Origin of the sequence: Flavobacterium sp. PS2 (genome assembly GCF_046250155.1) — a bacterium.
Lineage (GTDB): Bacteria > Bacteroidota > Bacteroidia > Flavobacteriales > Flavobacteriaceae > Flavobacterium.
The window spans coordinates 888,913-909,187 of the sequence record NZ_CP176426.1; the positions used below are offsets into that span (position 1 = coordinate 888,913).

Consider the following 20,275-nt stretch of genomic DNA (forward strand, 5'->3'; position numbering starts at 1 on the left):
TAAATGAACACCAATTAAACATTTTCTATATTAAAATCATTTTTTTTCAGAATAAAAACTATCTCAATTGCTCTCAAAAGAAAAAAATTATTTTAATATTAAGAAAAAATTTACATAAAGATGTTCTACATTTGCAAAAATTATAATACTTTTTTTACAAAAAAAATATTGAATATTAATTACGTCCTTTAAATTAAATCTATTTTTTAAGGATAAACTAAAAAAACAAGTCAATGAAAAATAAAATTACGCTATTACTCTTTTCGGTCCTATTCACCTTTTTAGGATTAAAAACATCAGTTGCACAAACCAAAAAAAATCCAATAAATGCTAATGATGTTTCGTATGATGTGATTTTGGTTGCGGGTCAATCAAATACTCATTATGGTTACCAACTTAACAAAGCTATTGATACGGTAAGCACAAGAGTATACTCTCTTAATAGGTTTGACGGATTAGATTACAGAATTGCACCTGCTAAACCAGCACTAGATTTCTGGACAAGAGCAAATGACAGAGTTGGGTTTGTTACAACTTTTTCTAATCTTTATGTAAATGATATTTTAAAGAATTCAAAAAGAAGAGTTCTAATTATTCCTTGTGGTTATTCGGGAAGCAGTATTACAAGCTGGACAAAAAACCAAAACTTGTATAATGATGCTATGCAAAGAGTAAACTATGTTTTAAAGAATGTTCCTGGTAGTAAGTTAACAGCTATACTTTGGCATCAAGGTGAGGCTAACGTAGGTTGGGCAGATTATCAAAAAACACTTGATAAAATGATTGCAGATATGCGTTCTGACATTGATCAAAAAAACATTCAGGATGTTCCTTTTATACTTGGTGGTATGGTTCCATATTGGGTAAATGCAGCAAGCAACAGAAGAACACAGCAAGAAATTATAAAAAGTACACCAAGTAGAGTTCTAAATACTGGATTTGCTGATTCAGAGTTTCCTACTGTAATTACAAAGCCAAATAATAATTTTGATGATATTCATTTTGATGCAGCTGGACAAAGAGAAATGGGAGCAAGATATTATAAGGAATTTTTAAGAATGCTTAATAATGATACAAAACCTCAATTATTAAGTACATCCAAAGTAATTGAGCCAACGGTTGAGAAACAAGCGGTATTAATTGAACCGGCAATTGAGGCACAAACGGTATCGATTGAACCTGAGATTACAGCAGAAAATGTAATGGTTTATCCAAATCCTACAACTGACAACTTAACTGTATCGGCAACGTCAAAGATTAAAAATATAGCCATTTTTAATCAAAGTCAGCAAGTAGTCTTTCAAAACAAATATGACCAAAATGAGGTTGTAATTGCAGTAAATCATTTTCAAACAGGAATTCATATTGTATCAGTAACACTTGAAGACAATGTGATTAAACAAATAAAAATAATTAAAAAATAATCGACATGAAATATATAAAATTACTATTAATATTATTTTGTTTCCAATTTTCAATTGCCCAAAACAATACAAATTTAGATCAAAGCGAAGGATATGATGTAATCCTAGTAGCTGGACAATCTAATACGCACTATGGTTACCAACTTAACAAAGCTATCGATACGGTTAGCTCAAGAGTTTATTCTATTTATAGATTAGATGGATTAAACTATAGAATTGCACCTGCAAAACCAGCACTAGATTTCTGGACCAGAGCAAATGACAGAGTAAGTTTTTCTACTACGTTTTCTAACCTTTATGTAAATGACATTTTAAAAAATTCAAAAAGAAAAGTTTTAATTGTTCCTTGCGGATATTCAGGAAGTAGTATTACAAGCTGGACAAAAAACCAGAATTTATATAAAGATGCTATGGAAAGGGTAAATTACCTATTAGATAATATTCCCGGAAGTAGATTAACTGCTATACTTTGGCATCAAGGTGAAGCCAATGTTGGGTGGGCTCCATATCAAACAACGCTTGATCAAATGATTGCTGATATGCGTAGCGACATTCATCAGGAAGATATTCAGGAAGTCCCATTTATACTTGGTGGTATGGTTCCTTATTGGGTAAATGCAGCAAGCAACAGAAGAACACAACAGCAAATCATCAAAGCTACTCCTGATAGAGTTATGAACACAGGATATGCTGATTCTGAATTCCCTTCTGTAATTTCTAAACCTAACAATAATTTTGATGATATTCATTTTGATGCTGCTGGACAAAGAGAAATGGGTGCAAGATATTATAATGAATTCCTTAAAATGCAAAAAATCGCATTAGGTTTGAAGATTAATAGATACCATGAAGTCCAATATCAGATTGACTCAACAAAAACTATTGCTGTTGATAAAATTGATGTTACAGCCAATAAAAATTTAAAATCAGGAATTGTGTATGATAGTACTGGAAGTAAAGTACTAGAAGTAGATAATCTCACTAGCAACAAATTTTCTATAGAGGTTGATAAATTGCCTTTAAGCGACAGCCCATATAAATTACAAATTATAGATTCGTATAATCTTACTCACGATTACAAATTCTTTCGCTAGGCTAAATATATATTAGCTTAACTCTTACTTTATAAATCCCTTATTTTGTTTTAATTGAATTAACGATTAAACAGAATAAGGGATTTTTATATAATAAAGGTAAACAGTAAAGCAAAACCTTAAAAGAAACCTTTGCAGCTCTGAGCCTTTGTAACTTTGAACCTCAAAAAGAGAAACCTTAGAACCTTTGTATCTCAGTACCTTTAAAAAACTAAATTCTATCCTATTTTAATCATAGCTCATGGTTTCAACCGTGTAATACGGTTTGCGATAATGCATTGTGCTCCAACGGTTGAAACCGTTGGCAATGTTTATAACATGTTATTTGTATTTACAATACGCTGTAGAGCTATTGGTTTGATTTATATGGTATGAGTTTCACTCACATCAAAAGACAAGAATGTTTCTGTTTCTATAAAAAACCTCAGAACCTTTAAACCTCAAAGAATGAACCTCAAAAAGAGAAACCTTAGAACCTCAGAACCTTTGCACCTCTGAACCTTTAAAAGACCTACTCCTCTTTAGTAACTACTACAGATGCTTTAAAACCTGCAGCAAGATTATTCCAATAGTCATGAACAATCACATTTTTTTGATCATCTAATATTTGGATTTCGGCAGTATTACCTCCTAAAGTACCAATATTTAGTGCTTCGAATTCCATTTTATTAAATCCTTTTTCGAGAATGATTTTGATGTCTTTAAAATTAACATCCAAAAATATTTCCGATTGTATAACTTTATCATTAGAAGATACTTTAACCAAATCGCCATCAATTGCTCCGAAATCTCTAAGCCTGATAATAAAATAATTTGCTTTGGTTTTAAAATCTCCAAACGAAATATTCTGTTTGAGCAACGTCCCTCTTCCTTCTTTTAAACCTTGATCTTTTAGGGTTTTATTCAAATCTTTTTCCATTCCTGGTATGAATCGATCTCCAGGATTTGCAAATTCATCAGAAGGTGTCATTGTAAAGCTATCCTTTTTACCTATTTGATATGTAGAGTTTAATTGTGACTGTACGGGTGCAATACTTGTGCTGTTAAAAACATTTGGTGCTTTTATACTAGGTATTTCAGGCGGAATTGTTCCCGCAGGCGGTATTTTTTTAGGCTTAATACCAAAACTTGCTGGAGGAATTGGTTTAAACTTAGTATTAAATTCTGCTTGAGCTGATGCTGTAACAGTTGTGATTAATAGTATAAAAAATAAAAGCTGTTTCATTCGGGTATAATATTATGGAATCAATTTTTAGATTTTTTTAAAATCAAGAGTATACGCAAAAATAGCATAATTTAAATGGGCTCTACAACTTTAAGAGTTTTATAACAATATATTAGGCTAATTTTTAGATACAAAAAACCTGCCAAAAAATTATAAAAGACTTAATTGACATTACATAATATTAAAACTTTTCTTTCAAATTTTTAATATAAAAAAATGTACTATTTTGATAATTAATAACTTATTCATAACTTCAATGCTTTAATTTACCATTATTAAAACCTCATAAAAATGGATTATATAGACTATTATAAAACATTAGGAATCACAAAATCTGCGACTGAAGCCGAAATCAAGAAAGCGTATAGAAAGCTGGCTAGAAAGTACCATCCTGATTTGAATCCGAATGATAAAGAAGCCGAGCAAAAATTCAAAGAAATAAACGAAGCTAATGAAGTTTTAAGCAATTCGGAGAATCGTAAAAAATACGACAAATACGGAAAAGACTGGAAACATGCTGAGGAGTTTGAAAAAGCAGGATATGATCCTAACCAGCAACAATATTCCAGACAACAACAAAGTAATCCCGATTATTCTGGTTTTGGCGGAGGTGATTTTTCGGGAAGTGATTTTTCTGAATTCTTCAATTCTATGTACGGTTCTGGCGGAAGAAGTTCCAGAGGTCAGGCTAAATACAGAGGACAAGATTTTAATGCCGAATTACAATTAGATCTGGCATCGGCCTATACTACTCACAAACAAAATCTGACTGTGAACGGTAAGAATATCAGAATTACAATTCCTGCTGGGGTAGAAAACGGACAAATTATAAAAATCCCCAGTCATGGCGGTCCTGGAGCAAATGGTGGCCCAAATGGCGATTTGTATATTACGTTTGTAATTGCAAACGATTCTGATTTTAAAAGAGAAGGAAATAATCTATACGCCGATGTTGATCTTGATTTATACACGGCAATTTTAGGAGGCGAAGTTTTAGTAAATACTTTTGATGGAAAAGTAAAAATTAAAGTTCCTGCAGAAACTCAACCCGGAACTAAAGTTAAACTAAAAGGGAAAGGTTTTCCTGTATATAAAAAAGACAATCAGTTTGGAGATTTGTATATTACTTATACCATCAAAATTCCAACAAATTTATCCGAAAAGGAAAAAGAATTATTCCAAGAATTAGCTAAAATAAGAAATCATGAATAGTGAAAATTTAATCCAGATAAAGCAATTTTGTATATATCATGAAATTGAAGACACCTTTATAGCTAAACTAAATAATTATGGTTTAGTAGAAATTATTGTTCTGGAAGAAGAACAATATTTGCAACCTGAACAATTGCCAGCTATAGAAAAAATGATACGAATGCATTATGATCTCAAAATTAATCTAGAAGGTATTGATGCTATTGCTCATTTATTAAATAAAATAGAAGCATTACAAAAAGACCTTACTGCAACCCAAAATAAGCTTCGCCTTTTTGAACAATATCAAGTTGAATAATTTAATTAGTATACTTAATTATGATGATGTTGCTTATACGAATATATTCTTCGGAATAATATTCCCTTAATTCTAAAAGACTTCTTGCTTTTAGTGATTTTCTTTATGAAACTTAACTAAATGCAAGAAGTCTTTTTATTTTCAAATTACGCTGACAAGAAATAAATGAATTCATTCAATTAGTTTTTTTATACTCTTAAAACAGGTATTTATACGTAACGACTAGATTTTTAAATACATTAATTTTGAGTCATATTTTTTTTAATACAGTCTACAACTTCCTAAAAAAAATGCACTATGAAAAACAATTTCACTCCAACTTCCAAAGCTTTAATTACGATTCCCAGAGGTTTAAAACCAATAGATCATTTTGAAAAAGGAGATGCTGTATCGGCAATATCAGTAAAACTATACAGAGGAAAAATTAAATTATCATCATCTAAAGCAAAAATTTCTTTTAGTGCAGGTAATCAATATCAATCAAATAAAATGGTATATATGACTTTAGATCGTAATGATACTCCTTATTTAGTTTGTAACTCTAATTTGCCTTTTTTACTCCCGAATGGAAAATATACCAGAGCCGACAAACTTTTTTCTGGACAGGAAATAGTCGATAAAGACGGGAAATCATTAAAAATTGACAACCTTAGTATTAAAAATCATAAAGGTGGTGCACACCAAATTTCGACAAATATAAAGTGGGACAATACCCCAAATGGTCACTTACTTTTAGTTAATGATATTGTCGTGGGTGATTTTATACTCCAAGTCTATTTTGACCAATTACCACATGAAATGATACAGTAATCTGTTTATTTTCTTAATTTTAAACCATATCTATATTTTAAACTATGCCTTGGAATATTCTTGAAAATCTATGGAATCGTACTTTAAACCCAAATACGTTTACTACTAATGAAAATATAACTTGGGATAAAGAAATTGAAATGCTTTACCAATTTGGAATTAGCATGGAAGATACTTTACAATATCTGTATTTTGAGAAACCCGATTTTGAAGCTTTTAAAATTTGGATTAACAAAAATAAGAAAGACAAAACTTTAGAACCTGAAGACCTTACTGAAAATGTACTATCTGATGATGATCTCGCTTTTTGGAATAAAAACGGTTATGTTATTGTAAAAAATGCTATTTCTAAAAAAGATTGTGAAGCCACACAGCTTGCTATTTGGGATTTCTTAAAAATGGATCCTGATAAAAGGGAATCATGGTATAACAATCATCAAGATCAAAAAGGATTGATGCTTAATTTTTCTGACCATGAAACGTTGAATAGAAATAGACTTTCTCCTCGTATAAAAAAAGCGTATGAACAGCTTTATAAAACTAACAATATATATAAAACGATTGATAAAGTAAGCTTTAATCCGCCAGAAACTCAGAAATTTGTTTTTTTAGGCGGCGCTCTTCATTGGGATGTTAGTTTAAGTTTGCCTATTAGTTTTGGCTTGCAAGGACTACTTTATCTAACTGATTGTGGCGCTCAAGATGGTGCTTTTCATTGTGTTCCTGGATTTCATAACAAAATTGATTCTTGGTTAAAAAACCTTGAGTCTGATATAAACCCTCGAGAGGAAATATTTAAAATAACTCAACCTGTACCAATTGTTGCAAATGCAGGCGACTTTATTATTTGGCAAAATACATTGCCTCATTGTGCATCTGCAAACCGAGGTACATCTCCTAGAATGGTACAATATCTTACTTATTTCCCTAATGATTATACTAGCAACGAAAAATGGATATAGGTCACAATATGCTATAAAACACTTTCTTTTTTGTGTTAAAAAACAATCTTTAATTGGTTTAAGAAGTTTCTCTTATTCGCAATCTCGCGTGAGGGATGGCAACAGAAAGCCCACAGCCTGACGAAGGAAGTGCGAGGACTTGCCGTGAACAGCCCGACCCGTAGGGACACGCCCAAATCCTGAAATTTTATCACAAAAACTGATTATTTATAAGGAATTATTAGCGGTGTTTTACAGATTTTCTTGTGCATTTTTTATAAATTGCAGCATATTAATCTAACTATGAATTGCTCTTTAAAACCACAAAAAAGCAGTTCGAAAACACACAAAACAACCTTATAATGAAAAGAGAAAACATCTTGACGGGATCACCATGGGAGGACAAAATGGGATACTGTCGCGCAGTTCGCATTGGTAACATCGTAGAAGTTTCGGGAACTGTTGCAATTGTTGATGGCGACAAAGTTAAAGCAGATGATGCTTACGCACAAACTTTGAACATACTGGAAAGAGTCGAAAAAGTATTGGAAGATTTAGGAATCGGCATGAAAGACGTAATTAGAACACGAATTTTTACCACCGATATTTCGACTTTTGAATCTGTAGCTGGAGCCCATTCGGCGTTTTTTAAAGATATAAAACCAACAACTGGTTTTTACGAAATTAGTAAACTTGTATCTCCTGAATACTTGGTAGAAATAGAATTTACTGCTGTAATTGTAGAATAACAAACAATCATTAAATTATAAAAATCAAACACGACTCGAGCCTGAAAGAACGAACAGACGAAGTAATTTCACTAATTACCACAAATCCATTTGTGAAATTAATATCACAAACTAAGTTAGCCTTTAGAATTAGTGGTAATTAGTGAAATTTGTGTTCAAAACTGATTTATTATATTTGTACCCACACAAGCACAGTTAACCTTCTTTAATGAATTTAAAAGCAACTATACTTCTCATTCTCAAATGGATTTTCATTTGTGTTTTAATAGGTGTTTTATCGGGATCTGCTTCGGCGTTTTTTTTAATTACTTTAGAGTTTGTTACTCAATATAGAATCCTACACGATTGGATTATCTGGCTTTTGCCAATTGGCGGATTACTTGTAGGTTTTAGCTATTATTACTTAGGGAAAGATGTTGTAAAAGGCAATAATTTATTGCTCGAAGAATATGAAAATCCTAAGCAAATTATTCCGCTAAAAATGGCTCCTTTAGTTTATTTTGGAACTATAATCACTCATTTATTTGGTGGTTCGGCTGGTCGCGAAGGTACTGCAGTGCAAATGGGCGGTGCAATTGCTGATCAATTTACCCGAATCTTTAAACTTGATAATTCTGAAAGAAAAACATTAATTATCTTAGGAATTAGTGCCGGTTTTGCATCTGTTTTTGGAACGCCATTAGCTGGTGCTATTTTCGCCCTTGAAGTTGTATATTTTAGTAAAATTAACTTAAAAAGCATTTTACTTTCTTTTTTAGTGGCTTACGCAGCTTATTTTACTGTCGAAATTTGGCAGGTAAAACACACTCATTATAGTATTCCGCTTGTGCCGGAAATCACCGCGACTAATCTATTTTATACTTTAATTTGTGGAGCTTTATTTGGGTTTGCTGCTTTATTATTCTCCCGTAGCACACATTTTTGGGGTTCGTTATTCTCTAAAACGATAAAATATCCTCCACTTCGTCCTTTTGTTGGCGGAATCATTCTGGCAATTGCTATTGCTGGTTTCGGATTTTCAAAATTCTCAGGATTAGGAGTTCCAGTAATTGTTGACGCTTTTACAAATACTAATGCCTGGTATGATTTCTTACTCAAGATTCTCTTTACTGGATTTACTTTAGGCGCTGGTTTTAAAGGCGGAGAAGTTACTCCCCTGTTTTTTGTAGGCGCAACTTTTGGTAGTGCTTTATCTCTCATTGTTCCTATGCCAATTGCGCTTCTTGCCGGAATGGGTTTTGTTGCCGTTTTTTCTGGTGCAACCCACACTCCTATTGCTTGCACCGTTATGGGAATAGAACTTTTTGGTATTGAAAGCGGAATTTTTATTGCCATTGCCTGTGTTATAGCCTACTTATCATCGGGCTCTGTAGGTATTTACAAATCGCAAATTGTAAAAGGTCCTAAGTATGATTTGTATCAGAAATGGTTTTGATATAGCATTTAGTTGCAGTATGCAGTTGCAGCTCTCAGTACCAGTCTCAGTTTTCAGTTGCGATTGCAGTTAAAAAATCAAATCTAAAGTTGCTCACTGAAAACTGCAACTGCAACTGAAAACTTAAAGTTATAAACTAACAACTATAAACCAACAACTATAAACCAACAACTATCAACTAAAAATAAGAAGATATAAAAGCATGTTAATGTCTAAAATGTTTTCAGGTTTACAGTAAAAAAATGTAAATTCGCACACTATGAAAATACAAGACATTCAAGCCATAAAGTTGTTACTTGCAACTCCCAAAAAAATTGCCATAATTCCGCACAGAGGTCCCGATGGAGACGCCATGGGCTCAACCTTAGGTTTATACCACTTTTTATTAAAAAACAATCATGAGCCAATTGTAATTGCTCCGAATGATTTTCCAGATTTCCTTGCTTGGTTACCAGGTTCTGAAACTGTAAAAGTATTCGAAAAAGATATCGATAACTGCACTAAAATTCTTGAAGAAGCTGAGCTTATTTTTACGCTAGATTTTAATGCTTTACATCGCACTGGCGAAATGGAACATACTTTGGCAAAGCTAAAAGCTCCATTTATAATGATTGATCATCACCAAAAACCTGATGATTACTCCGCTTACACCTATTCTGATACTTCGTTTGGATCTACTTGTGAGATGGTTTATAATTTTATTTCATTCTTAGACAAAAAAGAAGATTTAGATAAAACTATCGCAACTTGTATCTATACTGGAATTTTAACCGATTCTGGTTCTTTCCGTTTTCCTGGAACAACAGGAAACACGCATCGCATTATAGCTGAGCTTATTGATTTGGGTGTCGAAAACACGCAGATTCCGATTTTGCTTTATGACAACAGTTCTTACAGTCGCTTGCAATTACTTGGAAGAGCACTGCAAAACCTGAAGATTTTAACTGAGCATAAAACTTCTTATACTTCTTTAACTCAAGCCGAATTAGATGAGTTTAATTATGTAAAAGGTGATACTGAAGGAATCGTAAATTACGGTTTAAGTATGAAAGGTATCGTTTTTACTGCTATATTTATTGAAAATAAAGACGAGAAAATAATCAAGATTTCTTTCCGTTCTCAAGGTGGTTTTGATGTAAATGAGTTTGCTAGAGCTCATTTTAATGGTGGCGGACATAGCAATGCTGCTGGAGGAAAATCAGTTGATTCGATGGAAGAAACTTTGAAAAAATTTGAAGATTTAGTAACCAAACTAAAAATATAACCTATCATGAACTATCCTAAAATATTTGCTTCAGCTATTGTTTTAGCCGTTTTAGTTTCGAGCTGTAAGCAACATGAAGATGCCAGAAGACCCATTTCTATTTCTTCGGGAACTTTCATGAAAAAATCTATCGAGCGAAATAAAAAACTTGTAGCTACTGAAGAAGAACAAATTAAGGCTGTTATAAAAAACAATCCTAAAATAAAATATATTGCTTCGACAAAAGGATATTGGTACGCTTACGAAAACCAAAATACTACAGATACTATAACTCCTAAAAAAGGAGATGTTGCTTTTTTTGACTACGAAATAAAAGACTTAAAAGGAAATGTTATTTATAGTGAAATGGAATTAAGACCTCAAACTTATTTTGTAGATAAACAAGAAATCATGATGGGGTTGCGTGATGGTATTAAATTAATGCACAAGAATGAAACTGTAAATTTCTTATTTCCATCTCATATGGCTTATGGTTATCATGGTGATGAAAAAAGAATTGGAATTAATCAGCCTTTAATCTGTACGGTTACGTTACACAATTTTGTTCCTGAAACTGCTTATAGAAGACAAATGGAAACAAAAAAACCAAAATCTGAGACTCCTAAACCTACAACACCTGCAGCTCCTGCAATAAAGAAAGATTCATTAAATTAATAAAAACAACTAATATTTTTAAAATGAAAAAAAGCCTCATATTATTATTACTTGCAATTACAACTCTTTACTCTTGTAAAGACGAACATAGCAATTTACCTGATGGTTTATATGCCGAAATTGAAACAAATAAAGGAAATATCATTGTTGAATTAAATTATCAAAAAGCGCCTATTACTGTAGCCAACTTTGTAACGCTTGCAGAGGGTAAAAACGAATTTGTTACTAATCCTGAATTAAAAAAGAAACACTTTTTTGACGGATTAAAATTTCATAGAGTTATCGAAAGTTTCATGATCCAAACTGGGGATCCATTAGGAACTGGTTCTGGAGATACTGGATACAAATTTAAAGATGAGTTTAGCGATTTAAAATTTGACAAAGGTGGTGTTCTTGCAATGGCAAATAACGGACCTGCTACAAATAGTAGTCAATTTTTTATCACGCATGTTGAGACTCCTTGGTTAGAAGGAAAACATACTATTTTTGGTCATGTTGTAGACAAAGGAATGGAAGTTGTTAACCAAGTTAAACAAGATGATTACATCAAGAAAGTAACTATTATCAGAAATGGTGAGGCAGCTAAGAAATTTGATGCTGTTAAGGTTTTTCATGATTATTTTTCTGCTGAAGCGAAACAAAAAAGCGAATTTGAATCTAAATTTAAAGGAGTTCGTGACGAGAAATTAGCTTACTATGCTGGTTTAAAATCAAAAACTACAAAAACTAGTTCAGGTTTAGAATATGTAATTACTGAAAAAGGTTCAGGTAAAAAACCTGCTGCCGGAGCACAAGTTTTTATACATTATGCTGGTTTCCTAGAAGACGGAACTTTATTTGATACTAGTATAGAAAATGTAGCTCAAACTTTTGGGAAATTTGACGCAGCCAGAGCTGAAGCTAAGCAATACAACCCAATACCATTTCAAGCTGGTAGTAAAGAAGGTATGATTCCTGGCTTTATCGAAGGTATCGAGAAACTTTCTTTTGGAGATAAAGCAGTACTTTTTATCCCTTCTCATTTAGCTTATGGACAAGCTGGTGCAGGAGGTGTAATTCCGCCAAATGCAAATATTATATTTGAAGTACAGTTGTTGGAAAAAATGCCACAACAATAAGTTTATTTTAGAAATTAACAGATTTTAAAATCGAATAAGATGAAATTAAAAATTCTTTTTTTATTTTGCTTGGGTGTACTTAACCTACAAGCGCAGACTAAAAAGCCTGTTCCAGGCAAAAAAACAACAATTACAAAAGTTGAAACTAAGCCTTCTGTTAACGAAGGAATTTTTGCTACAATTGCAACAAAAAAAGGAAATATCGTATTGCAACTAGAATACATAAAAGCTCCTATTACTGTTGCTAATTTTGTATCATTGGCAGAAGGAACTAATCCTTATGTGACTATTGATAAATTAAAAGGAAAACCTTTTTATGATGGTTTAAAATTTCATAGAGTTATTAATGACTTCATGATTCAAGGTGGTGATCCTGACGGAAATGGTTCTGGTGGTCCTGGATATGCATTTAAAGATGAGTTTGTATCTGATCTTAGATTTGATAAAGGCGGAATTCTTGCAATGGCAAATTCTGGTCCAACTACAAACGGAAGTCAATTTTTTATCACTCATAAAGAAACACCTTGGTTAAACGATAAACACAGTATATTTGGTCACGTTGTACAAGGAATGGATGTTGTTAATCTTATTCTTCAGGATGATGTAATGCTTACTGTAACGATTACTCGTAAGGGAGCTATGGCTAAGAAATTTGATGCTCCGAAGGTATTTGCTGCTTATTATGAAAACAAAGCTGAAGATGCTAAAAAACAAGCTTTAATTGAGGCTGAAAAGACCAAACAAGCACAAGCTGCTGCTCTTGAACAAGAACGTCTTTACAAAGAAAAATATGCGACTGTAATTGCTGCTAAAAAAGCATACCTAGAAACTGCTAAAGCAACTGCAACAACTACTCCATCTGGTTTAAGTTATAAAGTAATTCAAAAAGGTACTGGAGAAAAACCTGCAAATGGTGCTACTTTCTATTTTAAGTATGCAGGATATTTTGAAGACGGAACTCTTTTTGATAGTAGTATCGAAGAAATCGCTAAAACTTACGGAAAACATGATACAAATCGTGCCGCTCAAGGAGGATACCAAGCATTTCCTTTTCAGGCTGGTAAAAAAGATGGTATGATTCCTGGTTTTATCGAAGGTTTAGATCTTATGTCTTATGGTGAGAAAACAGTATTCTTCCTTCCTTCAAAACTTGCTTATGGAGAAAGAGGTGCAGGTAATGTGATTCCTCCAAATACAACTCTTGTTTTTGAATTGGAAATCTATAAAGATCAACCAACACCAAAACAATAATTTACTTAAATTATATATCATAAAAAAAACCGATAGTTACAACTATCGGTTTTTTTATACTCTTTTTTATTTTATTTTTTAGTTGGAAACTTCCAATCGAATTCATCTTTATTATTAATGATTGCTCCAATTTCAAATTTTACTACTTCTTCAAATTCTGTCTGGAAGATAATCCAGTTTTCTTCGTTAAAGTAATTCTCGAAAGTATCAAACTCTTCTTGCGTGAATTTTGTAATTTCTTTGGTTGCCAAATCTTTTTTTACATCAGCAATTTTTCTTCCTATAATTTTAAAACCAAAGATTTCTAAATCTGGACTTGATGCCACAACATAACCCAATTTTAAAGCTTCTTCCTGATAGAATGTCAATCTTATTTTATGCTTGTTATAAGCAAAAATTACATTATCATCTTCGTCTTTATAGTTTCTATCTGGTTTACCATAAATAGCTGTAACATCGTTCTGTTTCATACCGAACAACAACTTGTCTATTCCGTTCTTTGGATTTATTTTCATGTGTCTCTTTCTATTAATTTAAAAGGCAAATTTCGTGAAGTTTTTTACAAACTGCATTATGTTTCTATTTTAATTCAATAAAAAATTAAAGACAAGAAACCGAACCATTAAGAAATTAAGGAAAATTAAGAGCTAACCTCAAATCTTCTTAGAAATTCTATTCCTGCAAGTTTTTTTTCTTGATCTTGCAGAATGATAACCTAAAACTTCTAGCTTATACTAAAATAATTTAAACGATTAAAATGCTTTTTAAATTCACCAACAAAACCCTTGAACCTTTGCATCTTAGAACCTTAGTCTCTTAGTCCCTTTTCCAGATATATTTTCTTATTTGGCTTACTACTCATATAAAATGTAATCTTTCCTCCGTTTACAATATCACTGTGTTTTATAACAGGACTTGTTAGTGGTTTTCCGTTTAAAAGCACTTTACTCACAAATACATTTTTATCAGATTGATTTACTGTAGCAACTTCAAATGTTTTTCCGTTTTCAAGATTAAAAATAGCATTTGCTACTAGCGGGCTTCCTAAACTATAATCTTCTGATCCTGGTGCTACGGGATAAAATCCTAGACTGCTAAAAATATACCAAGCACTCATTTGTCCAAAATCATCGTTTCCTCCTAATCCGTCAGGACCATTTTTATACATTCTTTTAAGAATCATCCTGATTTTATCTTGCGCTTTCCAAGGAGATTTTGTCCAATTGTATAAATAGACTACATGGTGCGAAGGTTCGTTTCCGTGCACATAATTCCCTATTATTCCCTCTTTGGTAATATCCTCAGTATTTTCAAAATATTTATCTGGCAAATGCATAGAAAAAAGAGAATCTAACCTTCTTGTAAAAGCATCTGCACCATTCATCATTTTTATCATTTCGGCAGGATCTTGTGGCACATATAAACTGTAGTTCCAAGAATTTCCTTCGATGAATCCTTGCCCGTGTGTGTCTAATGGATCAAACTCTTTCTTGAATGTTCCATCATCGAGTTTGGGTCTCATAAAACCTGTTTTGGCATCGTATACATTTTTATAATTTGTTGCTCTTTTAGAGAACTCGTTATAGATATCTTCTTTTCCTAACTTTTTTGCTGCTTGTGCAATTGCCCAGTCATCATAAGCATATTCTAAAGTTTTAGATACCGATGAACCATTTTTGTCTTCTGGAACAAATCCTTTTTTCATATAATACTCTAATCCGTCATAATAGGAAACTTTGGCTGTATTTACGGTTGCAAGAAGTGCTTTATCTACATCAAAATTGGTGTTACCTTTTACTATCGCATCTGCAATTACCGAAACACTATGATACCCAATCATACACCAGTTTTCATTGGCATAATGTGACCAAACTGGCAACATTTTATGCACACTTTGGTCGTAATGCGCCAACATAGAATTAATCATATCGGAGTTTCTTTTGGGCTGAACCAGATTAAATAAAGGATGTAAAGCTCTATAGGTATCCCATAATGAGAAACTTGTGTAGTTCTGGAATGTAGTTGCTTTATGAACGTTTCCGTCTAATCCTTTGTAGTTTCCATCAGCATCCATATATACTGTTGGTCCTAGAAAAGCATGATACATTGCGGTATAAAAATTAACCATGTCTTCTTTTTGGATGGTTTGTACCTGAATTTTATTCAGTTCTTTGCTCCAAACTTCCTGACTTTCTTTTTTAACTCTTTCAAAATTCCAATCCGGAATTTCTGCTTTCATATTTGCCAAAGCTCCTTGGGTACTTACTGGAGAAATAGCAAATTTTATTTTGACTTTTTCATTTTCATTTGTATCAAAATCAAAGTATAATTTTAGGTTTGCTCCTGCCATTTCTGGGAAGTTTTTGATTTGATCAAATCTGCTCCAAAAACCTTTATACACACTTTTTTCGGGTGTAGCTTGTCCGTATCCTTTTATTGGCTTGCTAAATGACATTGCAAAATATACTGTTCTTGTTCTTGCCCAACCATTTGTTTGTCGATATCCTGTAATTAAAGTGTCGTTTTCTACGCGAACAAATGTCCAGACATTCTTTTTATCATAATTATAAATTCCTGCTGTAAGATCTAAGATTATATGTGCTTGATCTGATTTTGGAAATGTATATTGATGCATCCCAACTCTTGTTGTTGCAGTAAGTTCGGCTTTGATATTATGATCTTCTAAGAGTACGCTATAATAAGCTGGCTCGGCTTTTTCAGTTTTATGCGAGAATACTGACCGATATCCTGTTTCAGGATGCGCTGCTGTACCAGGATTTAATTGTAATTTTCCTGTTGTAGGCATAATAAGGAAATCTCCTAAATCGGAATGTCCTGTTCCGCTAAAATGAGTATGACTAAACCCTACAATCGTTTTGTCTTCGTATTGATATCCTGCACAATATTTGTAAACATCTTTATTATACTTACCATTTGTTGCGTAAGGAATCGTATCGGTTTCCGGGCTTAATTGTACACTCCCAAAAGGTACTGTTGCGCCTGGATATGTATGCCCCATCTTGGCAGTTCCTATCATAGGATCTACATATTGAACTAAATCTTTGAGTTTATTAGTTCTTTCCTGCCCAATCATTTTATTAGTATGACTGAGCATTAAAACTGATAATCCGAAAAGGAAACTTTTATAATTTACAATATTCATCAGGTCTTTTTTAGTTTATGGTTTTGTGTTTATAGCATTATTCGTTTTTACTAAAACGATTTAATAACAATTTCAGGTTAGAAAATTACAATAAATATTGGTTTTTTAAAAATTACTTTGCGAATTCTATTAATGAAAATTGTTACTGAATTTTATTAGCTCTGATATACTATCATATATTCTCTTGTTTTTAATAAGGCTAAAAATGAATATCTTTGAGTATTCAAAAAAGTAATTGATCTCATGAAAAATTTCATTTTATTATTCTTCTTCTTTTATTCTACAATTAGTTTTTCGCAAGCTGTACAAAGCAAAGTATTAAGCCAAACCGAAATAACCGAAAGAGATTTAGATGGTGGTAAATTCCCCATTTTTAGAGCCTATGAATATCAAGATAAAGGTGGTGTTTATGAATTGGTTCTAAGCGAAAACCAAAAAGTAATTTCGGACAAGGATACGCTAAATACCAAAATTGAAGCTGTTTGCTATTTAAACGATCATGGTGGTTATATCGAAAAATGGAAAATAAATGATTTAATTGAAAGTGCCGAAGTTGAAGAAACTTCTATTTGGTTCTGGACAAAATATTGCAGCACACAAGATTTAGACGATGATGGTTATATTGAGCCAGTACTTGTTTATGGCACAAAAACGGATGTTGGTGACTTAAGACGTATTAAAATTATTACTCTTTATAAAGGTAAAAAGTATGTTATACGTGCTGTTGAATGTGACTTAGATTATTGCAGAAGCTTTAAAAAAGATAAAAACTGGAATTCATTACCTACAAAAGTAAAAACACATATTGATAAGCTAGTTGTAAAAATTAGGAAAGAGCAAAATGTTATTCTTGCTGATGGGTAGAAACAAGTTTTAATTGCTTTGCCACTTATGATAGCTATCGAAATATAAAGATTATGGAGTTTCTCGCGATTCTTCGACTCCGCTCAGAATGACAATATTGAGGTTATCTTGTGATAAACTCTATGAAAAAGTTTTTTATCAATAAAACCTTTGAACCTTTGCGACTTAAAAATCTTAGTACCTTTTCCTTAGTCACAGATTAAAAGATTACACGGATTTTTTATCCTTTGCGTGCTTTGCGGTTAAAAACTTTGCGGTTAATTTTTTTACCAACAACTTATTTTACAGCTTTTTCCTCAAGTTTTCTTTTACCTCATCAAACCATTCTTCTCGCAGAATACTCAAGATAATTGAATCTCGGCGTACTTCGCTGCCAAAAGTAGGCATATGATTACGTAAAACTCCTTCGACTTTGCAACCAATACTTTTCATGGCTGCTATGCTTCGTTGGTTATTATTATCGGCGCGGAATTCTACTCGTTCCATTCCCATGGTTTCGAATGCGTATTGCAATAACAAGAATTTACAATGTTTGTTTAATCCTGTTCCTCTAAAGGCTGAACCATACCAGGTATATCCTAATTGCAGGGTTTTAAACTGAAATTGCATATCGTAAAAACGAGTGCTTCCGGCGTATTTTCCTGATTTTTTATCAAAGACTATAAATGGGAATTCTATTTTCTTTTCTCTTGCTTTTAAGGCAATGTCTATATAGTTTTCTAGGTTTTCTTTTCCGTTGGCACGAACTAACGAATATTCCCAGGTATTGGGCTCGTTGATAGAAATTTCTAATAAATTCTCTACATCGGTTTTTTGTAACGGACGTAATAAAACCAAATCGTCTTCGAGTACTATATTTTCAGAGAAATTGAAATCCATTTTGTAAAAAAAATATTTTTATAATCTATTTAAAAACTCTTTTTGTTATTCGCTCATTTCGTCGTAACGCTCTGGAACTTGCGGGTCGTAAAGCGGACATTTAAATTCTTCTAAGGCGCCTACCAGAATATCCATTGCTTTTCCTTGGGTTCCGTAACAATCTATTCTAACGCTTTGCGGTGTAGTTATAACTTGAAATGCTCCTTTTCCTTCGTTGCTTTTCCAGCTATTATCATCGACTTTTTCCCATTTGGAAAACAATGAACCTATCCTGTTTAGGATTACAGTAACTGGAAGTTCTTCTAAACCGTCAACTTCCTGCTCTTCGATAAGTGCTTCGTAAACTTCGTGATGGTTTAAATAAATTCCTTCTGAGTATCTCCAAAAAAGTAATTCGTACATGATAACGTGATTTTTAGCCCCGATAGTAGCGACATCCTTTTTGGGCGGTGTTCGCCCGAAAAGATATAGCGGATAGCGGGATTAGCTCCTAAAAAAAGCTATTATTAATAAAAAGGTTCCGTTGTAAACTCCAGTATAAAAAACCTTTGTAACTCAGAACCTTTTGAACCTTTGTACCTTAAAATATTAATATTCGAATGTACCGTATTCGCTGGTAATTGTCAGTTTCTTATCGTCGGCTGCTTCTACTCTTCCTACGATTTGTGCATCGACATTAAATGATTTTGAAATAGCAATTATGTCTTCTGCAAGTTCTTCGGGAACGTATAATTCCATACGGTGACCGCAATTAAATACTTGGTACATTTCTTTCCAATCGGTTTTAGATTGTTCCTGAATAAGCTGAAACAATGGTGGAACTGGAAATAAATTGTCTTTTATAATGTGCAAATTCTGTACAAAATGAAGAATTTTTGTTTGTGCTCCTCCACTGCAATGTACCATTCCGTGAATTTGTTCTGGTGTATATTTATCTAATATTTTCTTGATAATTGGTGCGTAGGTTCTTGTTGGCGAAAGCACCAATTGTCCTGCATCTATCGGGCTGTTCTCGACAGCATCGGTAAGTTTTACTTGTCCTGAATAAATTAGTTCTTCGGGAACTGCTGCGTCAAAACTTTCTGGATATTTGGTTGCCAGGTATTTACCAAAAACATCATGACGTGCAGATGTTAGTCCGTTGCTTCCCATACCACCATTATAGCTTTTTTCGTAAGTTGATTGTCCAAATGAAGCTAATCCTACGATTACATCGCCTGCTTTGATGTTGGCATTATCTACTACTTTTGAACGTTTCATTCTTGCTGTTACAGTAGAATCTACGATTATGGTGCGAACGATATCGCCCACATCGGCAGTTTCTCCTCCTGTGGAATGAATGGTTACGCCAAAAGTGTCTAGTTCTTTTATTAATTCCTCGGTTCCGTTTATGATTGCTGAAATTACTTCGGCTGGAATTAGGTTTTTATTTCTTCCTATTGTTGATGAAAGTAGGATATTATCGGTTGCTCCTACGCATAACAAATCATCTATATTCATGATTAATGCATCTTGTGCAATTCCTTTCCATACTGATATATCGCCTGTTTCTTTCCAGTACATATATGCCAAAGATGATTTTGTACCTGCTCCATCGGCGTGCATGATAAGGCAATAATCATGATCTTGGGTTAAATAATCTGGGACGATTTTACAAAATGCTTGTGGAAACAATCCTTTATCAATATTTTTTATGGCGTTGTGTACGTCTTCTTTAGATGCCGAAACTCCTCTTTGTGCGTACCTTTTGCTAGAATCTGAACTCATGAAATTAGTTTGTGTTGTTGATGTGGTGCAAAGATAACCAGTTTTTTTAATTGTTGGGTTTTATGGCTGTCTGAAACATAAAAAAATCCGATAAGTTTGAGACTCTTATCGGATTTTTAGAAAAAAG

The 20,275-nt window shown here is 32.8% G+C and carries 19 protein-coding genes; 13 read left to right on the forward strand and 6 right to left on the reverse strand.

Features of this window, described 5'->3' with window-relative positions:
* The first annotated feature begins 233 nt into the window (after positions 1 to 233).
* Positions 234 to 1,424: a sialate O-acetylesterase gene (locus ACJ6WR_RS03715; RefSeq protein ID WP_409417084.1), complete on the forward strand. Its 1,191-nt coding sequence runs from the start codon at positions 234 to 236 to the stop codon at positions 1,422 to 1,424.
* Between the two features lie 5 nt (positions 1,425 to 1,429).
* Positions 1,430 to 2,518, forward strand: a complete 1,089-nt coding sequence (locus ACJ6WR_RS03720) for a sialate O-acetylesterase (RefSeq protein ID WP_409417085.1) — start codon at positions 1,430 to 1,432, stop codon at positions 2,516 to 2,518.
* A 511-nt stretch (positions 2,519 to 3,029) separates the two neighbouring features.
* Here the strand turns inward: ACJ6WR_RS03720 and ACJ6WR_RS03725 are convergent.
* Positions 3,030 to 3,743 carry a hypothetical protein gene (locus ACJ6WR_RS03725; protein ID WP_039111053.1) on the reverse strand — a complete coding sequence of 238 codons (714 nt, stop codon included), beginning with the start codon at positions 3,741 to 3,743 and terminating at the stop codon, positions 3,030 to 3,032.
* A gap of 291 nt (positions 3,744 to 4,034) precedes the next feature.
* Between ACJ6WR_RS03725 and ACJ6WR_RS03730 the strand changes: the two genes are divergently transcribed.
* The 10 genes from ACJ6WR_RS03730 (at position 4,035) to ACJ6WR_RS03775 (ending at position 13,475) form a co-directional block, all read left to right on the forward strand.
* Positions 4,035 to 4,955 (forward strand): DnaJ C-terminal domain-containing protein, encoded by a 921-nt coding sequence (locus tag ACJ6WR_RS03730; RefSeq protein WP_409417086.1) that lies wholly within the window; start codon positions 4,035 to 4,037, stop codon positions 4,953 to 4,955.
* Positions 4,948 to 5,253 (forward strand): chaperone modulator CbpM, encoded by a 306-nt coding sequence (locus ACJ6WR_RS03735; RefSeq protein ID WP_409417087.1) that lies wholly within the window; start codon positions 4,948 to 4,950, stop codon positions 5,251 to 5,253. The genes ACJ6WR_RS03730 and ACJ6WR_RS03735 overlap by 8 nt, the downstream gene beginning before the upstream one ends.
* A gap of 297 nt (positions 5,254 to 5,550) precedes the next feature.
* The gene (locus ACJ6WR_RS03740) at positions 5,551 to 6,063 is read left to right on the forward strand and encodes a hypothetical protein (protein WP_409417088.1); all 513 of its coding nucleotides are present in this window, start codon (positions 5,551 to 5,553) and stop codon (positions 6,061 to 6,063) included.
* A gap of 44 nt (positions 6,064 to 6,107) precedes the next feature.
* Positions 6,108 to 7,025, forward strand: a complete 918-nt coding sequence (locus ACJ6WR_RS03745) for a phytanoyl-CoA dioxygenase family protein (RefSeq protein WP_409417089.1) — start codon at positions 6,108 to 6,110, stop codon at positions 7,023 to 7,025.
* Positions 7,026 to 7,366: 341 nt separating this feature from the next.
* The gene (locus ACJ6WR_RS03750) at positions 7,367 to 7,753 is read left to right on the forward strand and encodes a RidA family protein (protein ID WP_039111058.1); all 387 of its coding nucleotides are present in this window, start codon (positions 7,367 to 7,369) and stop codon (positions 7,751 to 7,753) included.
* 208 nt (positions 7,754 to 7,961) lie between these two features.
* The gene (locus tag ACJ6WR_RS03755) at positions 7,962 to 9,188 is read left to right on the forward strand and encodes a voltage-gated chloride channel family protein (RefSeq protein ID WP_409417090.1); all 1,227 of its coding nucleotides are present in this window, start codon (positions 7,962 to 7,964) and stop codon (positions 9,186 to 9,188) included.
* 259 nt (positions 9,189 to 9,447) lie between these two features.
* Positions 9,448 to 10,452 (forward strand): bifunctional oligoribonuclease/PAP phosphatase NrnA, encoded by a 1,005-nt coding sequence (locus tag ACJ6WR_RS03760; protein WP_039111060.1) that lies wholly within the window; start codon positions 9,448 to 9,450, stop codon positions 10,450 to 10,452.
* A 6-nt stretch (positions 10,453 to 10,458) separates the two neighbouring features.
* Entirely contained in the window at positions 10,459 to 11,106 is a 648-nt protein-coding gene (gene gldI, locus ACJ6WR_RS03765; RefSeq protein ID WP_086894616.1) for a gliding motility-associated peptidyl-prolyl isomerase GldI, read from the forward strand.
* 23 nt (positions 11,107 to 11,129) lie between these two features.
* Positions 11,130 to 12,224, forward strand: a complete 1,095-nt coding sequence (locus tag ACJ6WR_RS03770; RefSeq protein WP_409417091.1) for a peptidylprolyl isomerase — start codon at positions 11,130 to 11,132, stop codon at positions 12,222 to 12,224.
* A 39-nt stretch (positions 12,225 to 12,263) separates the two neighbouring features.
* Positions 12,264 to 13,475 carry a peptidylprolyl isomerase gene (locus ACJ6WR_RS03775; protein ID WP_039111063.1) on the forward strand — a complete coding sequence of 404 codons (1,212 nt, stop codon included), beginning with the start codon at positions 12,264 to 12,266 and terminating at the stop codon, positions 13,473 to 13,475.
* 71 nt (positions 13,476 to 13,546) lie between these two features.
* On the opposite strand, the gene ACJ6WR_RS03780 is transcribed toward ACJ6WR_RS03775, so the two are convergent.
* On the reverse strand, positions 13,547 to 13,990 hold the full coding sequence (locus ACJ6WR_RS03780; protein WP_039117756.1) for a hypothetical protein: 444 nt from the start codon (positions 13,988 to 13,990) through the stop codon (positions 13,547 to 13,549).
* Between the two features lie 293 nt (positions 13,991 to 14,283).
* The gene (locus ACJ6WR_RS03785; RefSeq protein WP_409417916.1) at positions 14,284 to 16,590 is read right to left on the reverse strand and encodes a GH92 family glycosyl hydrolase; all 2,307 of its coding nucleotides are present in this window, start codon (positions 16,588 to 16,590) and stop codon (positions 14,284 to 14,286) included.
* A gap of 291 nt (positions 16,591 to 16,881) precedes the next feature.
* On the opposite strand from ACJ6WR_RS03785, the gene ACJ6WR_RS03790 reads away from it, so the two are divergent.
* Positions 16,882 to 17,502 carry a M949_RS01915 family surface polysaccharide biosynthesis protein gene (locus ACJ6WR_RS03790; RefSeq protein ID WP_039111066.1) on the forward strand — a complete coding sequence of 207 codons (621 nt, stop codon included), beginning with the start codon at positions 16,882 to 16,884 and terminating at the stop codon, positions 17,500 to 17,502.
* 282 nt (positions 17,503 to 17,784) lie between these two features.
* Here ACJ6WR_RS03790 and ACJ6WR_RS03795 read toward each other — a convergent pair whose 3' ends face one another.
* The 3 genes from ACJ6WR_RS03795 to ACJ6WR_RS03805 all read right to left on the reverse strand — a co-directional run bounded on the left by ACJ6WR_RS03795 (position 17,785) and on the right by ACJ6WR_RS03805 (position 20,148).
* Complete coding sequence (locus tag ACJ6WR_RS03795) at positions 17,785 to 18,381, reverse strand: GNAT family N-acetyltransferase (protein WP_409417092.1); 597 nt, start codon at positions 18,379 to 18,381, stop codon at positions 17,785 to 17,787.
* Between the two features lie 45 nt (positions 18,382 to 18,426).
* Positions 18,427 to 18,783, reverse strand: coding sequence for a hypothetical protein (locus tag ACJ6WR_RS03800; RefSeq protein ID WP_086894611.1), 357 nt, complete (start codon positions 18,781 to 18,783; stop codon positions 18,427 to 18,429).
* A gap of 186 nt (positions 18,784 to 18,969) precedes the next feature.
* On the reverse strand, positions 18,970 to 20,148 hold the full coding sequence (locus ACJ6WR_RS03805) for an AIR synthase related protein (protein WP_409417093.1): 1,179 nt from the start codon (positions 20,146 to 20,148) through the stop codon (positions 18,970 to 18,972).
* Between the last annotated feature and the right edge of the window lie 127 nt (positions 20,149 to 20,275).

Excerpts from the sequence above, each read along its gene's own strand:
- ACJ6WR_RS03715 (WP_409417084.1), top strand. The coding sequence starts at position 234 with ATGAAAAATAAAATTACGCTATTACTCTTTTCGGTCCTATTCACCTTT.
- ACJ6WR_RS03800 (WP_086894611.1), bottom strand. The coding sequence starts at position 18,783 with ATGTACGAATTACTTTTTTGGAGATACTCAGAAGGAATTTATTTAAAC.
- ACJ6WR_RS03740 (WP_409417088.1), top strand. The coding sequence starts at position 5,551 with ATGAAAAACAATTTCACTCCAACTTCCAAAGCTTTAATTACGATTCCC.
- ACJ6WR_RS03730 (WP_409417086.1), top strand. The coding sequence starts at position 4,035 with ATGGATTATATAGACTATTATAAAACATTAGGAATCACAAAATCTGCG.
- gldI (WP_086894616.1), top strand. The coding sequence starts at position 10,459 with ATGAACTATCCTAAAATATTTGCTTCAGCTATTGTTTTAGCCGTTTTA.
- ACJ6WR_RS03735 (WP_409417087.1), top strand. The coding sequence starts at position 4,948 with ATGAATAGTGAAAATTTAATCCAGATAAAGCAATTTTGTATATATCAT.
- ACJ6WR_RS03720 (WP_409417085.1), top strand. The coding sequence starts at position 1,430 with ATGAAATATATAAAATTACTATTAATATTATTTTGTTTCCAATTTTCA.
- ACJ6WR_RS03775 (WP_039111063.1), top strand. The coding sequence starts at position 12,264 with ATGAAATTAAAAATTCTTTTTTTATTTTGCTTGGGTGTACTTAACCTA.
- ACJ6WR_RS03745 (WP_409417089.1), top strand. The coding sequence starts at position 6,108 with ATGCCTTGGAATATTCTTGAAAATCTATGGAATCGTACTTTAAACCCA.
- ACJ6WR_RS03725 (WP_039111053.1), bottom strand. The coding sequence starts at position 3,743 with ATGAAACAGCTTTTATTTTTTATACTATTAATCACAACTGTTACAGCA.
- ACJ6WR_RS03795 (WP_409417092.1), bottom strand. The coding sequence starts at position 18,381 with ATGGATTTCAATTTCTCTGAAAATATAGTACTCGAAGACGATTTGGTT.
- ACJ6WR_RS03760 (WP_039111060.1), top strand. The coding sequence starts at position 9,448 with ATGAAAATACAAGACATTCAAGCCATAAAGTTGTTACTTGCAACTCCC.
- ACJ6WR_RS03750 (WP_039111058.1), top strand. The coding sequence starts at position 7,367 with ATGAAAAGAGAAAACATCTTGACGGGATCACCATGGGAGGACAAAATG.
- ACJ6WR_RS03790 (WP_039111066.1), top strand. The coding sequence starts at position 16,882 with ATGAAAAATTTCATTTTATTATTCTTCTTCTTTTATTCTACAATTAGT.
- ACJ6WR_RS03755 (WP_409417090.1), top strand. The coding sequence starts at position 7,962 with ATGAATTTAAAAGCAACTATACTTCTCATTCTCAAATGGATTTTCATT.
- ACJ6WR_RS03780 (WP_039117756.1), bottom strand. The coding sequence starts at position 13,990 with ATGAAAATAAATCCAAAGAACGGAATAGACAAGTTGTTGTTCGGTATG.
- ACJ6WR_RS03770 (WP_409417091.1), top strand. The coding sequence starts at position 11,130 with ATGAAAAAAAGCCTCATATTATTATTACTTGCAATTACAACTCTTTAC.
- ACJ6WR_RS03785 (WP_409417916.1), bottom strand. The coding sequence starts at position 16,590 with ATGCTCAGTCATACTAATAAAATGATTGGGCAGGAAAGAACTAATAAA.
- ACJ6WR_RS03805 (WP_409417093.1), bottom strand. The coding sequence starts at position 20,148 with ATGAGTTCAGATTCTAGCAAAAGGTACGCACAAAGAGGAGTTTCGGCA.